We start from the raw sequence: 16,163 nt of genomic DNA, 5'->3' as shown, positions 1-16,163 counted from the left end.
TGCGGCGGGTGACCGCCCGCCGCTGCTCAGTCGGTGAGCACGTCGAGGATCGCGGCCGCCTGGGTGGAGCTGATGAGCCCGCGGTCCAGGGCCCGCTGCGCGGTGGCCCGGGCCATCTGCACATAGGCGGTGCGGATGTCGGCCGACAGCTCGGACTCACTGAGCAGCTGGACGTGCCGCGCCACGGTGCCCACGTCGCCGCGCGCGATGGGGCCGGTCAGCGCGCCCTCCCCGGAGGCGAGCGCATTGTCCAGGCTCGCCTGCATCAGGGGGCCGAGCACGCGGTCCGGGGCCTCCACCCCGATGCCGCGCAGCATCTCGGACGCCTGCCCGGTGATGGTGTTCAGGTGGTTCGAAGCATGGGCGAGGGCCGCGTGATAGATGCCTCGGTCGGACTCGGAGACGGTGACGGGCTCTCCGCCCATCTCCACCACCAGGGCCTGGGCGATGGGCAGCACGGGCGCCGGGGCCGTCACTGCGAACGCGCAGGCGTTGAGCCGCTGCAGGTCCATGGTGAGCCCTGTGAAGGTCATCGCCGGGTGGACGGCCAGGGTGATCGCGCCGGCCTGCTGAGCCGGGGCGAGCACATCGGTGCCATAGCGACCCGAGGTGTGGATGACCAGCTGGCCGGCCTGGAAATATCCGGCCTCGGCGGCGCCGGAGACGACGTCGGCGAGCGCGTCGTCCGGCACGGCCAGCAGCACCAGCTCGGAGCGGCGCAGGATCTCCGGGATCTCCAGGATCGGGACCCCGTCCAGCAGAGACTCCGCACGGCTGCGGGAGGCCTCCGAGACGGCGTGCACCCCCACCACCTGGTGGCCCGCGCCGCGCAGCGCGGCACCCAGCACCGCCCCCACCTTACCCGCCGAGATGATTCCGACGCCGAGACGGCCGTCCCGCTGCGAGGGCTCCTTCTCGCTCGGATACGGATCAGCGACGACGTTCATCGGGCTCCTCGTCGGGACGGGGCTCGGGGTATGGGCGCGGATGCGGCGGCTGACCGGGCTGCGGCCCGGGCGGCGGTGCAGCAGGCGGGGCGGCAGGCGGGGCGGGGCTGCGCGGAGGCTCGCCCGGCTGACCCGGCTGCTGCGGCTGCTGCGGCTGGTACGGCTGGTACGGCTGCTGCGGCTGGTACGGCTGCTGCGGCTGGTGAGCACCGGGCTGCCACGGGCCAGGGTTCCCCGGGGCGGGGGTCCTCGGAGGCTGCGCGGACGGCCCGGGAGGCTGCGGCGGCAGCGCGGAGTATGACTGGCCTGAGTACGGCTGACCTGGGTGCTGCTGTCCTGAGTACGGCGGGCCAGCGACGGGACCCTCGGGCTCCGAGGCGGCGGCCACAGAGCCGTCCGCGGACTGGGAGCGGGTCTGGCTGACCATACGCTCGAACTCGTGGAGCTCTTCGGGGAGCATCCACTGGTTCCGGTCGCTCATGCGTCGGGCGACGGCGGCTCGACGCGCCTCGTTCTCGAACAGCCAGTGGGCGGCGTCGAGGTCCTGATTGGCCAGCTGCACCTGGAACGGGCCAGCCGGCGTGTGCAGATGGACGTCCGCCAGGCGCTTGGCTCGCTGCCACGGCCCCTGCAGCAGGGCCAGCGACTGGATCCGCTCATGCGAGATCAGGGTGAGCCGGCGGGACAGGCGCCCGTCACGGAACATCACCGCCGCAGGCGTGGTGCAGAACCCTCGCCGACGCCGCACGAACGGGTCGAAGATCCGTGCGCGCCGCGGCACCTCGGTGAAGCCTCCTGCCGTGCCGGAGCCGGTGAGGCCCTCACTGACCAGCTGCTCCGGATACGGCACCTGCAGATCGGGGAACATCTCCGCGGTGACCGCCATGACGTCTTCGCGGCGTCCCACCGGCAGCAGCACCGAACGGTTCTCTCCTGATCCGTAGCCGGCGACGACCACGAGCACCCGGAACCAGCCGCAGGACCGCCACAGCAGCGGCTGGTGGATCTGCAGCGCCTGCACCCGTCCCGGCGGGACGGTCTGGGTGGTGGTCTCCAGCAGGCCGTAGCGCATCCGCAGCCCGGCACCGGTCATGGTGGCGGTGAACCGGAATCCGCCGCTGAACTGCTGGTAGTAGACCGCCACCACGGCAATCCCCACCGGGATGAGGCCGGGAAGGACCGCCACACCGACGGTGCCGATCACGGCCCCCGCCTGCCCCAAGGGGTCCTCAACGCCCATCGAGAGGGACACGATGCCGCCGACCACCGCGGCGATGAGACCCGCCCCGGCGATGATCAGCAGGAACACCGTCCCCCAGCCCATGAGGACCGAGCCGATCAGGCGCCCGGTGGGCACCCGGGTGATCTCCCGGTCGGGCACGTCCTGGAACAGCGGCGCCGGCTCGGCAGGCGGCATGACCTGCCCCGGAGGGAGAGACGCCGACGGGCCCTGAGGAGGCCGGTCACCGGGGGGACCTGGCGGCACGGCTCCGAACCCGTCAGTCTGAGCGGCGCCCGGGGAGGCCGCCGCCTCGGCCTGCTGGCGGCGCCACTGGGCACGCCCGGAGGCACGGTCCATGATGTCGGCCCGCAGCTGCTCGGCCTGGCCCTTCTTCAGGAAGGCCAGCGTCGCGGCGGTGCCGTCTCCTTCAGCCACCTCGAACTTCAGCTCCGCCAGACCGGTGATCCGGGCCAGCAGCGGCTGGCGCAGGTCCACGGCCTGCACCCGGTCGATGCGGGCCTGCCGGTGCTGACGCACGAAGATGCCGGACTTCACCATCACGTGCTCGTCGGTGATCTTGTATCGGGTGAACCACCACGAGAGCAGAAACCCTCCGAAGACCACCAGCACCAGCAGGATGAGCCCTCCGCCGCCGGCCAGGAACGCCACCGGGTTGCGGTCCACCTGGTCCCACAGCTCGCCGGAGCGCCACAGGTTCCACAGATCCGCCCAGATCTCCCAGTTGTAGCCGAAGACGATGCCGGGCACGGCGATCACCGTCAGCCAGCCGCGCACGAAGGGACTCAGCGGGTGGACCTTCGTCCAGGTCTCGTCGAACCACTTCTCGTCAGGCTGGGCCTCTGTCATCTCTCGCCCCCTCACAGGCCGGCCAGGCGGGCCTGGCCGCGGGCCGGCAGCTCTTCGCGCAGCCGGGCCCCCTCGTCCCGGTGGGCTCCGGGGATGACGGCGTCGGTCCCGGCGGAGGCGGTCTTCAGCTGTACGGTGCACACGTGGAAGTGGCGCATCAGCGGCCCGGCCTCGATGTCCACATACTGCAGGCGGCCGTACGGGACGGCCACCACCTTCTGGAACAGCAGACCGCGGCGGATGAGCAGGTCATCGGCGCGCTCGTGGTACCCGATGGCGCGGATGCGGCGCGGGATGAGGATCAGATCGGCGGCTGCCCAGAGGACCGCACCGATGACGACCACCAGCACCAGCCACTGGGGCAGGCTGATCACGTCTGCCAGGTCGAGCACGACAGGCACGGCGATGATCAGCAGCGTCACCGCCCATCCGATCACCGCGGAGATCATGCGCACCGTGATGTACCGCTCGTCGACCCGGGTCCAGGTCACTCCCGCCGGGTCAATGGGTTCCGCCGGCATGTCCCTCCTCAGTTCGTGCGTGGGCGCGGCGCGGGCCGCGCAGCGCGTGTCCATAGGTCGATCCGACGTCAGGAGCGGCTTCGCGTGCCGCCCCTCCTGCGGTCCCAGGCTCCTGGCCGAAGTCGCGCCGGGGCCGGCGCGCGGGCCGCCCGCCGTCGTCGCCGCGGTCCGGCGGAATGCGGCAGAGCTGCTCCACCACAAAACCGATGATCACCCACGCCAGGCCGCCGATGATCATCAGCAGCGCCGCGTGGGCGTTCGGCGCGGCGAGCCCCGCGGTGGGGCCCAGGTCGATCAGCACACCGGCGTGCCAGCCGGCGATCACTGCGCCCGCATAGCCGCAGGCCTGCGCGGCGACCACCACGCGGGCGGCCTCCAGCGGGTGCAGACGTCGCCCGCGCCGCGGTCCCCGTCTCCCGGAGCGCCGGTCCGCGTCCTGTCGCTCACCGTCGCGTCGCGCCTGGTCAGCGTCCTTCTCCAGGCCGCGCTGGTCCCACCACACCACCATACCCAGGCCCAGGACCACCAGCCCGATGCCGCCCAGGGTGATCAGCGAGACCGGGGCCAGCACGGGGGAACCGAAGCCCCGGGTGACCATGAGCACGGTGGCCACGAGCCCGACCAGCGCCGAGGCGGCGGTGATGATCATCAGCCACATGGGCTGCAGCGTGGTCATGAGGTGACCTCCGGGCGCACACCGTCGACGTCGGCGGCCTCGGCGGCGAGCTGCCGCACCGGGACGCCGTCGAGCAGCGCGATGGGGTCCATCCAGGACCACGGCAGCAGCACGAAGGCCCGTTCGGCGGCCCGCGGATGGGGCACGGTCAGCCGGGGTGAGTCCACATGCGCCCCGGCGTAGGTGATGATGTCGACATCGAGGGTGCGCGGGCCCCAGCGGACCTCGCGGGTGCGGTGGTGCTCCGCCTCGATCCGCTGGGCGACGTCGAGCAGGGCGTGGGGCGACAGGGAGGTCTCCACCTCGACCACCTGGTTGAGGAAGTCGGGCTGCCCGACGGGCCCGCCCACTGGGGCGGTGAGCGCGCGAGGAGAGGTGTTCAGGACGTCCACCTGATCGGACCCGTCCAGGGCGGCGACGGCGTCGTCGAGGATCTGCGCCGAGTCGCCCAGGTTGGAGCCCAGCGCGAGCACGGCGCGCACCGGGAAGCTCGCGGGCAGGTCCGGGTCGCGGAGGGCAGACCCACGACCCACGCCATGGGACCCGGCGCCGCGCCGCGCCGAGGGAGAGGCGTGCTGGTCGCCGGCTTCGGCCGCGTCGGCCTGGTCGGCGAGGGAGACGGTGTCATAGCCGCCGACGGCCGCGGTGCGGGTGAGGATCCGTCCACCCTGCAGCTCAGCACGGGTCCGGTGGACCGTGACCGCGACGTCGGCGAAGCTCTGCTCCAGAGGCGCCTCCGGCTTGTGGACGGTGATGCTCGCCGCCTCGATGCGATGATCGGCGGAGAGGACGTCGGCAGCGATCTTCTGGGCCAGCGCCTCGATGAGGTCATAGGGTTCCCCGGTGATGGCCGCTTCGATGCGCTCCGCGATGTCCACGTAGGAGACCGTGTCCTGCAGGGCGTCCGAACGGCCGGCCGCCCTCAGGTCCACCGCGAGCTCGGCGTCCACGCGGAAGGGCTGGCCCTGCCGCCTCTCGAACTCGAAGACCCCGTGATGGCCGACGGCGGTGACGCCGGTCAGGCGGATCATGTCGCTGCGCATGCCTCTACCTTCTCCCATTCCGGGCCGATCCTGAACCCGCGCCGCATCATCGACCCCGACGAGCATAGGACTGGCGCCGACGAGCACAGAACCGACGAGGACAGAACAAGGGGGTGGAACTCCGGGATTCCCCCGGGGTTCCACCCCCTGTGCACTGGTCAGGTCACGTCACCGGACCTGAGGGCTCAGTGAGTCAGCCGCACTGCGAGACGTTGCCGCTGAGCTCACCGCCGGCAGAACCTGTGGTGGTGATGGTGACGGTTGCGTCACCGGCCTGCAGCGCGGCGACCTGCTCGTCGGTCAGTTCGAAGCTGCCGCCGGCTGCGCCGCTGGTGCCGCCGGTGGCCGTCAGCTCGAGGTCGCTGCCGCCGGTGTGCAGGGTCACGCCGGTGACGTCCGAGGTGGTGCCGGCGTAGAGGCAGTTGACCGTCAGCGAATTGCCGGTCAGGGTGCCGTCGCACTGGCCCAGCCCGGAGGACTCGGTGCCGCCCAGCAGCACGGTGTACTCGGTGGTGACGGAGGCATCGCCGTCGGTGTCGCCGGAGTCGCCTCCGCCGCCCAGCAGGCCGCCGAGGCCGCCGCTGCCGAGGAGACCGTCGTCGCCGCCGAGGAGACCGTCGAGCAGGCCGTCCAGACCGAGTCCGCCCAGCAGGCCTTCCACGCCGCCCTCGTCGAGCAGGCCCTCGAGCTCCAGCAGGCCGTCCAGTCCGTCCTGGCTCAGCAGGTCCTCCAGTCCGCCGTCACCGACGAGGCCGTCAAGACCGCCCTCATCCAGGACTCCGTCCAGACCACCCTCGTCGAGCAGGCCCTCGAGCTCCAGCAGGCCGTCCAGCTCACCGGCGTCGAGGAGACCGCCGAGGCCGCTCTCGTCCAGGAGCCCGTCCAGCTCCAGGATGCTCTCCAGGTCACCGGCGTCGAGGAGCTCGCCGAGGTCGCCCTCCCCGAGGAGGTCACCCAGGGCGTCGTCGCCGACGACGTCGGAGAGCGACTGCAGGGTGTTGATGTTCTCGGTGATCTGCAGCAGCTCCAGGGTCCCGGTGGGGTTCCCGCTAGTCACATCGTCCAGCGCGGTCTCCCACAGGAGCCGCCAGGTGTCGAAGTGGTCCCCGGCGAACCCGACGTACTCCTCCAGGTTGAGCAGCGTCTCCGGAGTGACCCGGTCCAGGATGGCGGAGGCGTCAGTGGTCTCCCACAGGTAGTCCGAGGTCAGCATCTCCGGGGTGGGCAGTCCCGGGATGATCAGGTCCGACAGGTCCGCCAGCTCGTCCGCCGAGGGCACGTCCAACGCAGTCAGATCATTGCTGTCCAGCGGGATGCCGATGCCGCCGCAAGAGGTCAGCAGCGTGACGTAGTCGGTGTTGTGGCCCTTGACGTGCGAGGGGTTGAAGACGGGAATCCAGCCCAGGGGCCCGCCGTAGATGTCGATGATCGGCATCTCGGAGTTCCCGATGGCGCCGCTCGCTAGCGAGAGGACCAGGTTCTCGTAGGCGGGATCGGTGTGGTACTCGTTCACGTGGGCGAAGCTTCCGAGCAGCGGAATGCCGTCCTCGTTGGCCCACATGTGCTCCAGGAAGAACTCGCAGGCGTCACCGCCCTCGTGCCCATCGTGTCCATCGTGCCCGTCATGGTCATTGGCGGCGTGTCCGGCGGCCGCCGTGGCGATGCCGCCGCCGATGACGAGCGCGGAGGTGGCCGCCGTCGTCGCTGCGGTCTTCAGCCATCTCCGGCTGACGTCCGCGAACCTGCTAGTCATTGTGATGCCCTTTCTTTCGCATTCCGAAGGGCTCATCAAGCAGTCTTGACATGCCATCAATGCCATACAGGTGCTGGAATCAAGCCCCCCGGGGAGGATTCCCCTCCGAAGGTGACACTATGCAACCATCGTCAGGTCAGTCAAGAGGCTTGGAGATGCCGATGCAGTCTGCACCACGCCCGTTCACGACAGCCATCCGGGCCAGGCAAGCCCTGAAGCGCTTGAGCATCACCGCCTCGGGTATCACCAGAAACCCCCTCCGTGACCGAAGGTGACGAACCCCGACTCCCCAGTAACCACAGGGGTCGACGCCCTGTCGAGACGGCATCTCACCGCAACCCCCGGCGCCTCACCCGGAATCGATGGACTGAAACGCGACAGCTGCCACGCCGCCATGACATCTGAGGCGACTGCGGGAAGACGCAGACCCTCTCGGCGCTCAGATGCCCGAATCGACGGGGTGGCCCACGTCGCTATTTTTATGAAAAGAGTGCTTCATAATGAGGTTCATGGCGCCAAGGAAAACATCGGAGGCCGACGAACACCCGTGGAGACCGGAGGGCCGCCGTCGCCGGCCTCCGGACGGCGCTCAGGCCCGCCGCAGGGCGCCGACCGCCTTCATCGCGTCTACCGTCGGCTCGACGTCGTGGACACGCACGGCCCAGACGCCGGCCTGGGCCGCCAGGGCGTTCAGGGCCAGCGTGGCGGCGTCCCGCCCCTGAGCCTCGCGCGGGGCGCCGGAGCGGGCCAGCAGTTCGCCCAGGAAGCCCTTCCGGGAGACGCCCAGCAGAACCGGATGCCCCAGGGCCACGATGCGGTCCAGGTGGCGCAGCAGCTCCCAGCTCTGGGCGGCGGTCTTCGCGAAGCCGATGCCCGGATCCAGAATGATCCTCTCCGCCGGGACCCCGGCGTCGAGGTAGCGGTCGCGGATCTGCTGCAGCTCGGCGACCACCTCGGCGACCACGTCGTCGTACTGCGCGCGGGACTGCATGGTCTGCGCATCGCCCCGGTTGTGCGTGATGATGACCCGCACGCCGCCGTCGGCGACGACCTGCGGCATCTCCGCGGCGGTCACCATCCCCGAGACGTCGTTGATGATCAGGTGCTCCGGCCCGGGGGCCGCCGCGATCGCCGCCGCAGCGGTGGAGGGGTGGCGGGTGTCCACCGAGACCACCGCGCCACCGGTGAACAGCGCCTCCAGCACCGGGAGGATGCGGCGCTGCTCCTCCTCCGGCTCCACGGGGTCGGCGCCGGGTCGGGTGGACTCTCCGCCGACGTCGACGATGTCCGCGCCCGCGTAGTGCTGGGAGAGCCCGGCATGGACGGCGGACTCGTGGTCGACCACTGTGTCCGCCGGGGCCACGAACCGGCCGCCGTCGGAGAACGAGTCCGAGGTGACGTTCAGGATGCCCATCACCAGCGTCCTGTCGGTGGGCAGGTCGGCCACCGTCTTCTTCGCCGCCGCGCGGCGGACCACGCTCACGGGTCCGGTGTTCGGGCCTGTGCCCGGGGCTGCGCCCATGGTGTCCATCAGGGTCCTCCTTGGGGTGGTGTGCCGCCGGGCCGCCCTGGTCAGGGCTCGCCGTCCGCGTCCGCACCCCATCGTCGGGGGCGGCGCGGGCGATGCTCAGCGGTGCAGGATGAGGCTCATGGCCTCCGATCGGGTCGCGGCGTCACGGAGCTGTCCGCGCACCGCTGAGGTGATGGTCTTCGCGCCGGGCTTCGAGACCCCGCGCATGGACATGCACAGGTGCTCGCATTCGACGACGACGATCGCACCCAGCGGCTCCAGGTGCGCCATGAGCGCCTCGACCACCTCCGTGGTGAGGTTCTCCTGCACCTGGGGGCGCTTGGCGAAGATGTCCACCAGGCGCGCCAGCTTGCTCAGCCCGGTGACTTTTCCGTCGGCCGACGGGATGTAGCCGATGTGCGCGTGGCCGAAGAACGGCACCAGGTGGTGCTCGCACATGGAGTAGAACGGGATGTCGCGGACGAGGACGAGCTCCTCATGGCCGATGTCGAAGGTGGTGGCCAGCAGCTCGGCAGGGTCCTCATGCAGGCCCCGGAAGGCCTCCTGATAGGCCCGCGCCACCCTCCCCGGGGTGTCCTTCAGGCCGTCCCGCTCCGGATCCTCGCCGACGGCGACCAGGATCTCCCGCACGGCGGCCTCGATGCGCGGCAGGTCCACCGGAGCGTCCTGCGGCAGCTCGGGGCTGCCAGGGGTGGTGATCGTGCTGCTCATCGGACGTCCTCCCCGGCCTCAGAGGTCTCGTCGGCCGTCTCGCGAGCCGTCTCACCGGCGGCCTCGCCGGGCTCGGTGCCGATGAACTCCCCGTCAGCAGGATCGGGCGAGTCCGCGACGGTCTCGGAGGTGATGATGATGGGCCGTTCCGGGGAGGACTCCCAGACCTGCCGATGCGGTCGCTTCTTCACGTCATGGAAGATCGCCGCGACCTCGTGGGCATTGAGGGTCTCGACGCGGAGCAGCTCCTCGGCCAGTCGGTCCAGCACGTGCCGGTTCTCCGTGAGCGCCCAGTAGGCCTCGTCGTGCGCCTCCTCGATGATGGCGCGGACCTCGGCGTCGACGATCGCCGCCAGCTCCTCGGAGTACTCCTTGCCGGTGGCCATCTCCCGGCCCAGGAACGGACTGGTGTCCCCGGACCCGAGCTTCACGGACCCCACCCTGGCGCTCATGCCGTAGTCGGTGACCATCTTCCGTGCCGTGTCGGTGGCCTTCTGGATGTCGTTGGCCGCCCCCGTGGAGGGGTCGTGGAACACGATCTCCTCGGCGACCCTCCCACCCATGGCATAGGAGATCTGGTCCAGCAGCTCGTTGCGGGTGGTGGAGTACTTGTCATCCTCCGGGACCACCATGGTGTAGCCCAGGGCGCGGCCGCGCGGCAGGATGGTGATCTTGGTGACCGGGGCCGAGTAGTTCAGGGCGGCGGCGACCAGGGCGTGGCCGCCCTCGTGGTAGGCGGTGACCCGGCGCTCGTGGTCCTTCATCAGCCGGGTGCGCTTCTGCGGGCCGGCCATCACGCGGTCGATGGCCTCGTCCACGGCGCGGTCGTCGATGAGGTCGGCGTTGGACCGGGCGGTCAGCAGGGCCGCCTCGTTGAGCACGTTCGCGAGATCCGCACCCGTGTACCCCGGGGTCTTGCGAGCGATGGACTCCAGGTCCAGGTCCTCCACCATGGGCTTGCCCTTGGCGTGGACCTCGAGGATGGACCGGCGACCGGCGAAGTCGGGGGCCTCCACGGGGATCTGCCGGTCGAAGCGCCCCGGGCGCAGCAGGGCGGGGTCCAGGACGTCCGGACGGTTGGTGGCGGCGATGACGATGATGTTCGCATTCGCCTCGAAGCCGTCCATCTCCACCAGCAGCTGGTTCAGGGTCTGCTCGCGCTCGTCATTGCCGCCGCCCACGCCGGCGCCGCGCTGGCGGCCGACGGCGTCGATCTCATCCACGAAGATGATCGCCGGAGAGTTCTCCTTGGCCTGCTTGAACAGGTCCCGCACCCGGGAGGCGCCGACGCCGACGAACATCTCCACGAAGTCGGAGCCGGAGATCGAGTAGAAGGCGCCGCCGGCCTCACCGGCCACGGCTTTGGCCAGCAGCGTCTTGCCGGTGCCGGGCGGACCGTAGAGCAGAACGCCCTTGGGAATCTTCGCGCCCAGGCGCTGGAACTTCTCCGGCTCGGAGAGGAACTCCTTGATCTCGTGGAGCTCCTCCACAGCTTCCTCAGCTCCGGCGACGTCGCGGAAGGTCACCTGCGGCATGTCCTTGTCGAACATCTTGGCCTTGGACTTGCCGAACTGCATGACCCGCGAGTTGCCGCCGGACATGCGGGTGATCAACCAGATGAACAGCAGGGCGATCAGCAGGAAGGGGATCATGAAGCTCAGCAGCGAAAGCAGCCAGTTCGACTGCTCCGGCTCGTCCGTGTAGCCCTCCAGGTCCGCCTCGGCGATCGCATCGACGACGGTCTCAGCCCGCGCCTGCGAGAAGTGGAAGTGGACGACGTCGCCGAGCTCCTCCCCGTCCTGCTCATAGGGCTCGGTCAGATGCAGGTCCACGCGATGGTCGCCGTCGTCGATCCTGGCCTCCGAGACCTGGCCGTCGGCGATGAGCTCCATGCCCACATTGGTGTCCACGCGGGCGCCGGTCTGGCCCGAGGAGAACAGCATGGGCACCACGATGAGCAGCGCCGCCACCGCCAGGAGGATCCAGAACAGCGGACCGGTGAAGATCTTCTTCAAGTTCATGCAGCTCCGTCAGACACAAGGGGGTACACCTAGCGCACCAGGGTACTGCCAGTGCCTGACAACGGCACCTGGGACGTCGTCACGTTCGCGACAGGTGGAATGAGGCTCCCGACGTCGACCTTTTGTTGCACATGGTTCGCATTAGACTCAACAGGACGTCCCCACCCCGAGGTGAGCCCCATGATGATCGTCCCCGAACTGGTCCAGCTGACACGAGAGCACCCCCGCCGGTTCCGCCGGCTCACCGGTGCACTGGTGGGCGTCTCGCTGACCCACCTCCTCCAGGCGCTGGCCGTGGCCGGCACCCTGGCTGCCGTCGTCGATCAGCGACCAGGGGCCGGGGCCGCCTGCCTGGGCGTGCTGGCCGCGGCCGCGGCCGGCAGGCTCCTGCTGCGCCAGCACCAGCAGCACCTGGCCTCCGCGCTGGGCACCGCGGTGCGCCAGCAGATGCGGGCGCGGGTGCTGCGCCGGATACTCGTGCCCGAACGGCTGCATGATGTGCGCGGCCGTGCCGGCTCGGCACGGCTGACCGTGGTGGACGCCGTGGACGGCGTGGACGCCTATCTCACCCGCTACCTTCCCCATGTGGCGCAGGTGGCGCTGCTGTGCCCGCTGTTGGTGCTGGCCATGGCGGTGCTCTCCCCCGCTGTCGCCGTCGTGCTGGGGGCGTTCGTGGCGGCCGCCGTCGTGGCGCCCCGGGCCTTCAACCGGTGGATGGCACGCCGGTCACAGGAGCGCTGGGAGTCCTACGACGACCTCAGCGCCGACATCCAGGAGGCGCTGCAGGGCATGCGCACCCTGCAGCTGCTCGGCGCCGTGCCGGGTCGCCGCCGGGTGCTGCGGGCCCGCTCCGCGCGGCTGCATCGGGAGACGGTGCGCACCATGCGAGCCTCCCTGTGGGAGACCGGGATCCTGGACCTGATGATCCAGGCCGGCACGGCGACGGCGGCCGCCCTGGCGATCCTCACCGCCGCGGGCGCCGAGCCGCAGGGGCTGCTGGCGACTCCCCTGGGCGCCGTCGCCGAGGACCCGTTCCGGACCTTCGCGATGCTGATGCTGGCCTCGGAGACGTTCCGCCCCATCCGCGACGTGTCCCAGCAGTGGCACGCCGGGTTCCTGGGGTTCTCCGCGGTGGGCGCCTTGGGCGAACACGGTGCCTTCGACTCCTCGGGAGACGAAGACGGTGAGGCGATGCGGACCGATGCCCCGGCAGCAGACCCGTCCGCTGCGCACTCGGCGCCACGTCGACCGGCACCGGCACCGGCACCGGCACCGGCACCGGGGGCACTGCACCTGAAGGACGTCCACCATCAGTACCCGCAGACGGTGGCGCCGGTGCTGCAGGGGGTCGACATCGCCGTCGAGCCGGGGCGGATCACGGTGCTCTCCGGGACCTCGGGAGCCGGCAAGTCCACCGTCTTCGACATCATCCTGGGGCTGCTGACGCCCACGGCCGGGACGGTGACGCTGGCCGGGCGCCGTCCGCTGCCGGAGGAGATCGCGGTGGTCTCCCAGTCGCCGTCGCTGTTCTCGGGCACGCTGCGGGAGAATCTGCGCCTGGCGGCGCCCGGGGACAGCGACAGGGACGAGCAGACGCTCCTGGACGCCTGCGACGACGCCGGACTCGCCGAGCTGCTCGGCTCGCTGCCCGAGGGCCTGGACACCCCGATCGCGGAGGGCGGGGCTTCCCTGTCCCGAGGGCAGGCTCAGCGGGTGGCCATCGCCCGGGCCTACCTCGCCGACCGGCCGGTGATCCTGATGGATGAGCCGACCAGTGCACTCGACGAGGACACCGCGGGGACCGTGCTGGCCCGCCTGCGGGCACGCGCTGCGGGGCGGATCGTGCTGATCATCAGCCACCGCGAGGACGTCATGCGGGCGGCTGATGATCACTGGGGCCTGGAGAACGGGCGAGTGCACCCCGGCGGGGCCGCGGCCCCGCCCGTCGTCGCGGCTGCCCGCGCGGCCGTCGCCGGTCCAGCCACGGCCCCACAGGAGGAGGACGCATGAGCGCCACCGCCGACGCCGCACGGACACACGAGGACCACACCCCCGGGGACCACGCCGGAGAGCCCGGCGCCCCTGTCAGACCCCTGCTGGTGCTGCTGCGCCTGCTGCGGCCGATGGTCCTGCCGATGCTGTGGACCGGCCTGGTCTCCTGGGCGGGCTGGCTGGCGCTCATGGCGATCACCGTGATGGGGGCCTGGGGTGTGGGGCATGCCGTGGTGCTCGGGGAACTGCCGCCGTCGGGGTTCTGGTGGGGACTGGGCGCGGCGGTGGTGGTCCGAGTGCTGCTGACCTGGCACGAGATGGATGTGTCCCATGCCCTGGCCTACCGGGTCCTGGACCTGCTGCGGATGCACCTGTTCGACTCCTATGCCGCCCGTGTGGTGGAGGGCCGACAGGCCCATTCCGGGGACGCCGCCTCCACGGCGCTGACCGACCTGGAGAAGCTGGAGTTCTTCTACGCCCACACCATCGCCCAGATGGCCTCGGCCGTGCTGACCTTCGGGGCAGGTGCTGCGGCGCTGTGGCTGCTGGACGCCGCCATGGGCGCGGCGTTGCTGGCGCTCGGGGCGGTGCTGATGGCCAGCAGCCTGTTCCTGCGACGCCGTATGACCCGGGCTGGCCAGGCGCAGCAGGAGGAGACGAATCGACTCTCGCGGTTCCTCACCGATGTCCTCGGCAACGCCCGGGACGTGCTGAGCTTCTCGCTGGCCGGGAGGATCGTCGAGGAGTCCGCGCGACGCACCGCACGGATCAGCCGCCAGGAGCGCCGCGCGGCGCTGCTGGAGAGCCTCGCCTCCGGCGTCCGGGACCTGCTCACGGTCACCGCGCTGCTGCTGGTGCTCCTGCTGGGGCTGCGCCGCGCGGCCGTGCCGGAGTCAGCGGTCGCCCCGGAGATGGTGGCCGCGGCGGTCACCCTGGCGATGATGAGCCTGGCCCCGCTGATCGGTGCCGCCGACACGCTGGGCAAGCTGCATCCGCTGCAGGCCTCCGCCGCGCGGGTGGCCGCGCAGCTCGACGACGCCGGGCCGGCTGGTCCCGACACGACCGCCTCCAGCACGACGCCGCGGGGGCACGACCACGACGACGCCGCACTGCATACCCCTGGTCCCACCCTCGCTGCTCCGGCCCCCTGGGGCGTGCGGGTCAGCGGGCTGAGACACCGCCACCCCGGCCGTGGGGAGCTGCGCTACCCCGAGATCACCGTCCGACCCGGTGAGCATGTGGCCATCACCGGGCCCTCCGGCGTCGGGAAGACCACGCTGATCAATCTGGTGGCGGGGCTGTGGCGCCCCAGTGCAGGCGAGGCGGTGCTGTTCGGCGCCGACGACCCCGAGTCGGGCCGGAGCCCTGAGAAGATTCCCGAGGAGGAGCTCCGCGCACGGGTGGCGGTGGTGGACCAGGAGTCGAGGCTCTTCCGCGGCACCGTGGCGCAGAACCTGCGTCTGGGGGCGCCGGAGGGGGCACTGACGAAAGCCGACCTCCACCACGCCTTGGCCGCCGTCGAAGCCGATGAGTGGATCAGCCTGGACGATGAGCTCGGCGAGACCGGACTGCGACTCTCCGGCGGCCAGCGCGCCAGGCTCTGCCTGGCCCGCGCCCTGGCCCGGCGCCCCGCGCTGCTCATCCTCGACGAGGTCACCGCCAGCCTCGATGCCGAGTCGGAGGCCGACATCACCGCCCTGATCCGCTCCCTGGACTGCACCGTGCTGACGGTCTCGCATCGAGCCAGCACGGTGGCGAGCTCGGATCGGATCATCGCTTTGTGAGCGCCGTCGATCGGGGACCCGGCACGCCCCGGCGCACTCAGCCCCCGTACAGCCCCTCGGCCACCCGCTCGACGGCGTCGATGTTCTGCAGCGAGCCGGGGAACAGGTGGTGGTTCGGCACCGGGATCAGCCGATCCTCCTGGACCGCCTGGACCTCCGGGTGGTTCTGCGCGAAATACTCCCGGGTGGCCTCTTCATGTGCCGCGTCCTCCACGCCGAAGGTGATCGCCTCCGGGTCCCGGGAAGCCAGCTCCTCCGCGCTGATCTGGGCGAAGACGAAGGAGTCGAACTGGTCCTCATCTGGGGAGAAGACGTTCTCCCCGCTGGCCTGGGCGATGATGTCGTACTCCACACCGCCGCCCACCACGGAGAGCGTGTCTCCTTCGACGTAGACCTGCGCCACGGTCAGCGGCTCGGCGCCCTCACTCAGCTCGGCGGCGTCCTCCAGGCGCTCCCGGCCGTCCTCGATGAGTTCCTCCGCAGCCTCCTCGGCGGCGAAGATCTCTCCCAGGTTCTCGATGTCGGTGAACAGGTCCTCCACTGTGCCCTCCGAGCGGCGCTCGAAGCAGCCGCCGGTGGCGATGTAGGACGCCGCCCCGGCCTCGTCGAGCTGCTCGATGCTGGCGAAGCCCTGATCCGCACTGAACTCATAGCTGGTGGGGGCGTAGACGAAGTCCGGCTCCACCTGCAGCAGCACCTCCCGCGACGGCGGCAGGTCATCGCTGAGCTCCTCCGCCGCCCCCAGCTGCGCGCTGACGTCCTCGGGCAGCTCCGAGGAGGAGGTCTGCGCCACACCGACCACCTGGTCCCCCAGCCCCAGCCGCACCAGCAGCTCCGTCTGCGCCGGACTCATCCCGACCGCCCGCTGCGGCGCGGCCTCGAACTCCAGCTCCTGCCCGCAGTTCTCCAGGGCGACGTCGACGGCGGCCGTGCCTCCGTCGTCAGCGCCGGCGGCATCGTCGGAGGCGTCCTGCACCCCGGTCCCGCAGGCGGTCAGCAGCAGGCTCGCGCCCGCGATCGCGGCGAGGCTGAGGCGCCGGGGGCGGGCGGTCGTCGTCATCTGCATGGATGTCCTTTCGATCAGGGGTGGTCGGG

At 70.9% G+C, this 16,163-nt stretch carries 12 protein-coding genes; 2 read left to right on the top strand and 10 right to left on the bottom strand.

Annotated elements, in window-relative coordinates; all coding sequences use genetic code 11:
- Positions 1-26 precede the first annotated feature (26 nt).
- The 9 genes from SD455_RS02930 to ftsH all read right to left on the bottom strand — a co-directional run bounded on the left by SD455_RS02930 (position 27) and on the right by ftsH (position 11,292).
- Positions 27-947, bottom strand: coding sequence for a Rossmann-like and DUF2520 domain-containing protein (locus SD455_RS02930; protein ID WP_445507193.1), 921 nt, complete (start codon positions 945-947; stop codon positions 27-29).
- The gene (locus tag SD455_RS02925; protein ID WP_445507192.1) at positions 931-3,036 is read right to left on the bottom strand and encodes a PH domain-containing protein; all 2,106 of its coding nucleotides are present in this window, start codon (positions 3,034-3,036) and stop codon (positions 931-933) included. Before SD455_RS02925 ends, SD455_RS02930 begins: the two co-directional genes overlap by 17 nt.
- A gap of 11 nt (positions 3,037-3,047) precedes the next feature.
- Positions 3,048-3,557 (bottom strand): PH domain-containing protein, encoded by a 510-nt coding sequence (locus tag SD455_RS02920; protein WP_445507191.1) that lies wholly within the window; start codon positions 3,555-3,557, stop codon positions 3,048-3,050.
- A complete protein-coding gene (locus tag SD455_RS02915; protein WP_445507190.1) occupies positions 3,538-4,233 on the bottom strand; it encodes a DUF3180 domain-containing protein in 696 nt (231 codons plus the stop codon). Before SD455_RS02915 ends, SD455_RS02920 begins: the two co-directional genes overlap by 20 nt.
- The gene (gene folK, locus SD455_RS02910) at positions 4,230-5,276 is read right to left on the bottom strand and encodes a 2-amino-4-hydroxy-6-hydroxymethyldihydropteridine diphosphokinase (protein ID WP_445507189.1); all 1,047 of its coding nucleotides are present in this window, start codon (positions 5,274-5,276) and stop codon (positions 4,230-4,232) included. Before folK ends, SD455_RS02915 begins: the two co-directional genes overlap by 4 nt.
- Positions 5,277-5,469: 193 nt before the next feature.
- Positions 5,470-7,029 carry a CHRD domain-containing protein gene (locus tag SD455_RS02905; protein ID WP_311025477.1) on the bottom strand — a complete coding sequence of 520 codons (1,560 nt, stop codon included), beginning with the start codon at positions 7,027-7,029 and terminating at the stop codon, positions 5,470-5,472.
- A 589-nt stretch (positions 7,030-7,618) separates the two neighbouring features.
- Positions 7,619-8,560: a dihydropteroate synthase gene (gene folP, locus SD455_RS02900; protein ID WP_445507188.1), complete on the bottom strand. Its 942-nt coding sequence runs from the start codon at positions 8,558-8,560 to the stop codon at positions 7,619-7,621.
- Between the two features lie 96 nt (positions 8,561-8,656).
- Positions 8,657-9,271 (bottom strand): GTP cyclohydrolase I FolE, encoded by a 615-nt coding sequence (gene folE, locus SD455_RS02895; protein WP_070159121.1) that lies wholly within the window; start codon positions 9,269-9,271, stop codon positions 8,657-8,659.
- Complete coding sequence (gene ftsH / locus SD455_RS02890; RefSeq protein ID WP_070159122.1) at positions 9,268-11,292, bottom strand: ATP-dependent zinc metalloprotease FtsH; 2,025 nt, start codon at positions 11,290-11,292, stop codon at positions 9,268-9,270. The genes folE and ftsH overlap by 4 nt, the downstream gene beginning before the upstream one ends.
- A 180-nt stretch (positions 11,293-11,472) precedes the next feature.
- Between ftsH and SD455_RS02885 the strand changes: the two genes are divergently transcribed.
- The gene (locus SD455_RS02885; protein ID WP_445507187.1) at positions 11,473-13,302 is read left to right on the top strand and encodes an ATP-binding cassette domain-containing protein; all 1,830 of its coding nucleotides are present in this window, start codon (positions 11,473-11,475) and stop codon (positions 13,300-13,302) included.
- Complete coding sequence (locus tag SD455_RS02880; protein WP_445507186.1) at positions 13,299-15,068, top strand: ATP-binding cassette domain-containing protein; 1,770 nt, start codon at positions 13,299-13,301, stop codon at positions 15,066-15,068. The genes SD455_RS02885 and SD455_RS02880 overlap by 4 nt, the downstream gene beginning before the upstream one ends.
- A gap of 37 nt (positions 15,069-15,105) precedes the next feature.
- Here the strand turns inward: SD455_RS02880 and SD455_RS02875 are convergent, their stop codons facing one another.
- Positions 15,106-16,128 (bottom strand): ABC transporter substrate-binding protein, encoded by a 1,023-nt coding sequence (locus SD455_RS02875; RefSeq protein WP_445507185.1) that lies wholly within the window; start codon positions 16,126-16,128, stop codon positions 15,106-15,108.
- Between the last annotated feature and the right edge of the window lie 35 nt (positions 16,129-16,163).

Source organism: Nesterenkonia sp. K-15-9-6 (assembly GCF_052656005.1).
Note: the sequence above shows the minus strand (reverse complement) of the source record. Positions and strands in the feature narration are given on the sequence as shown.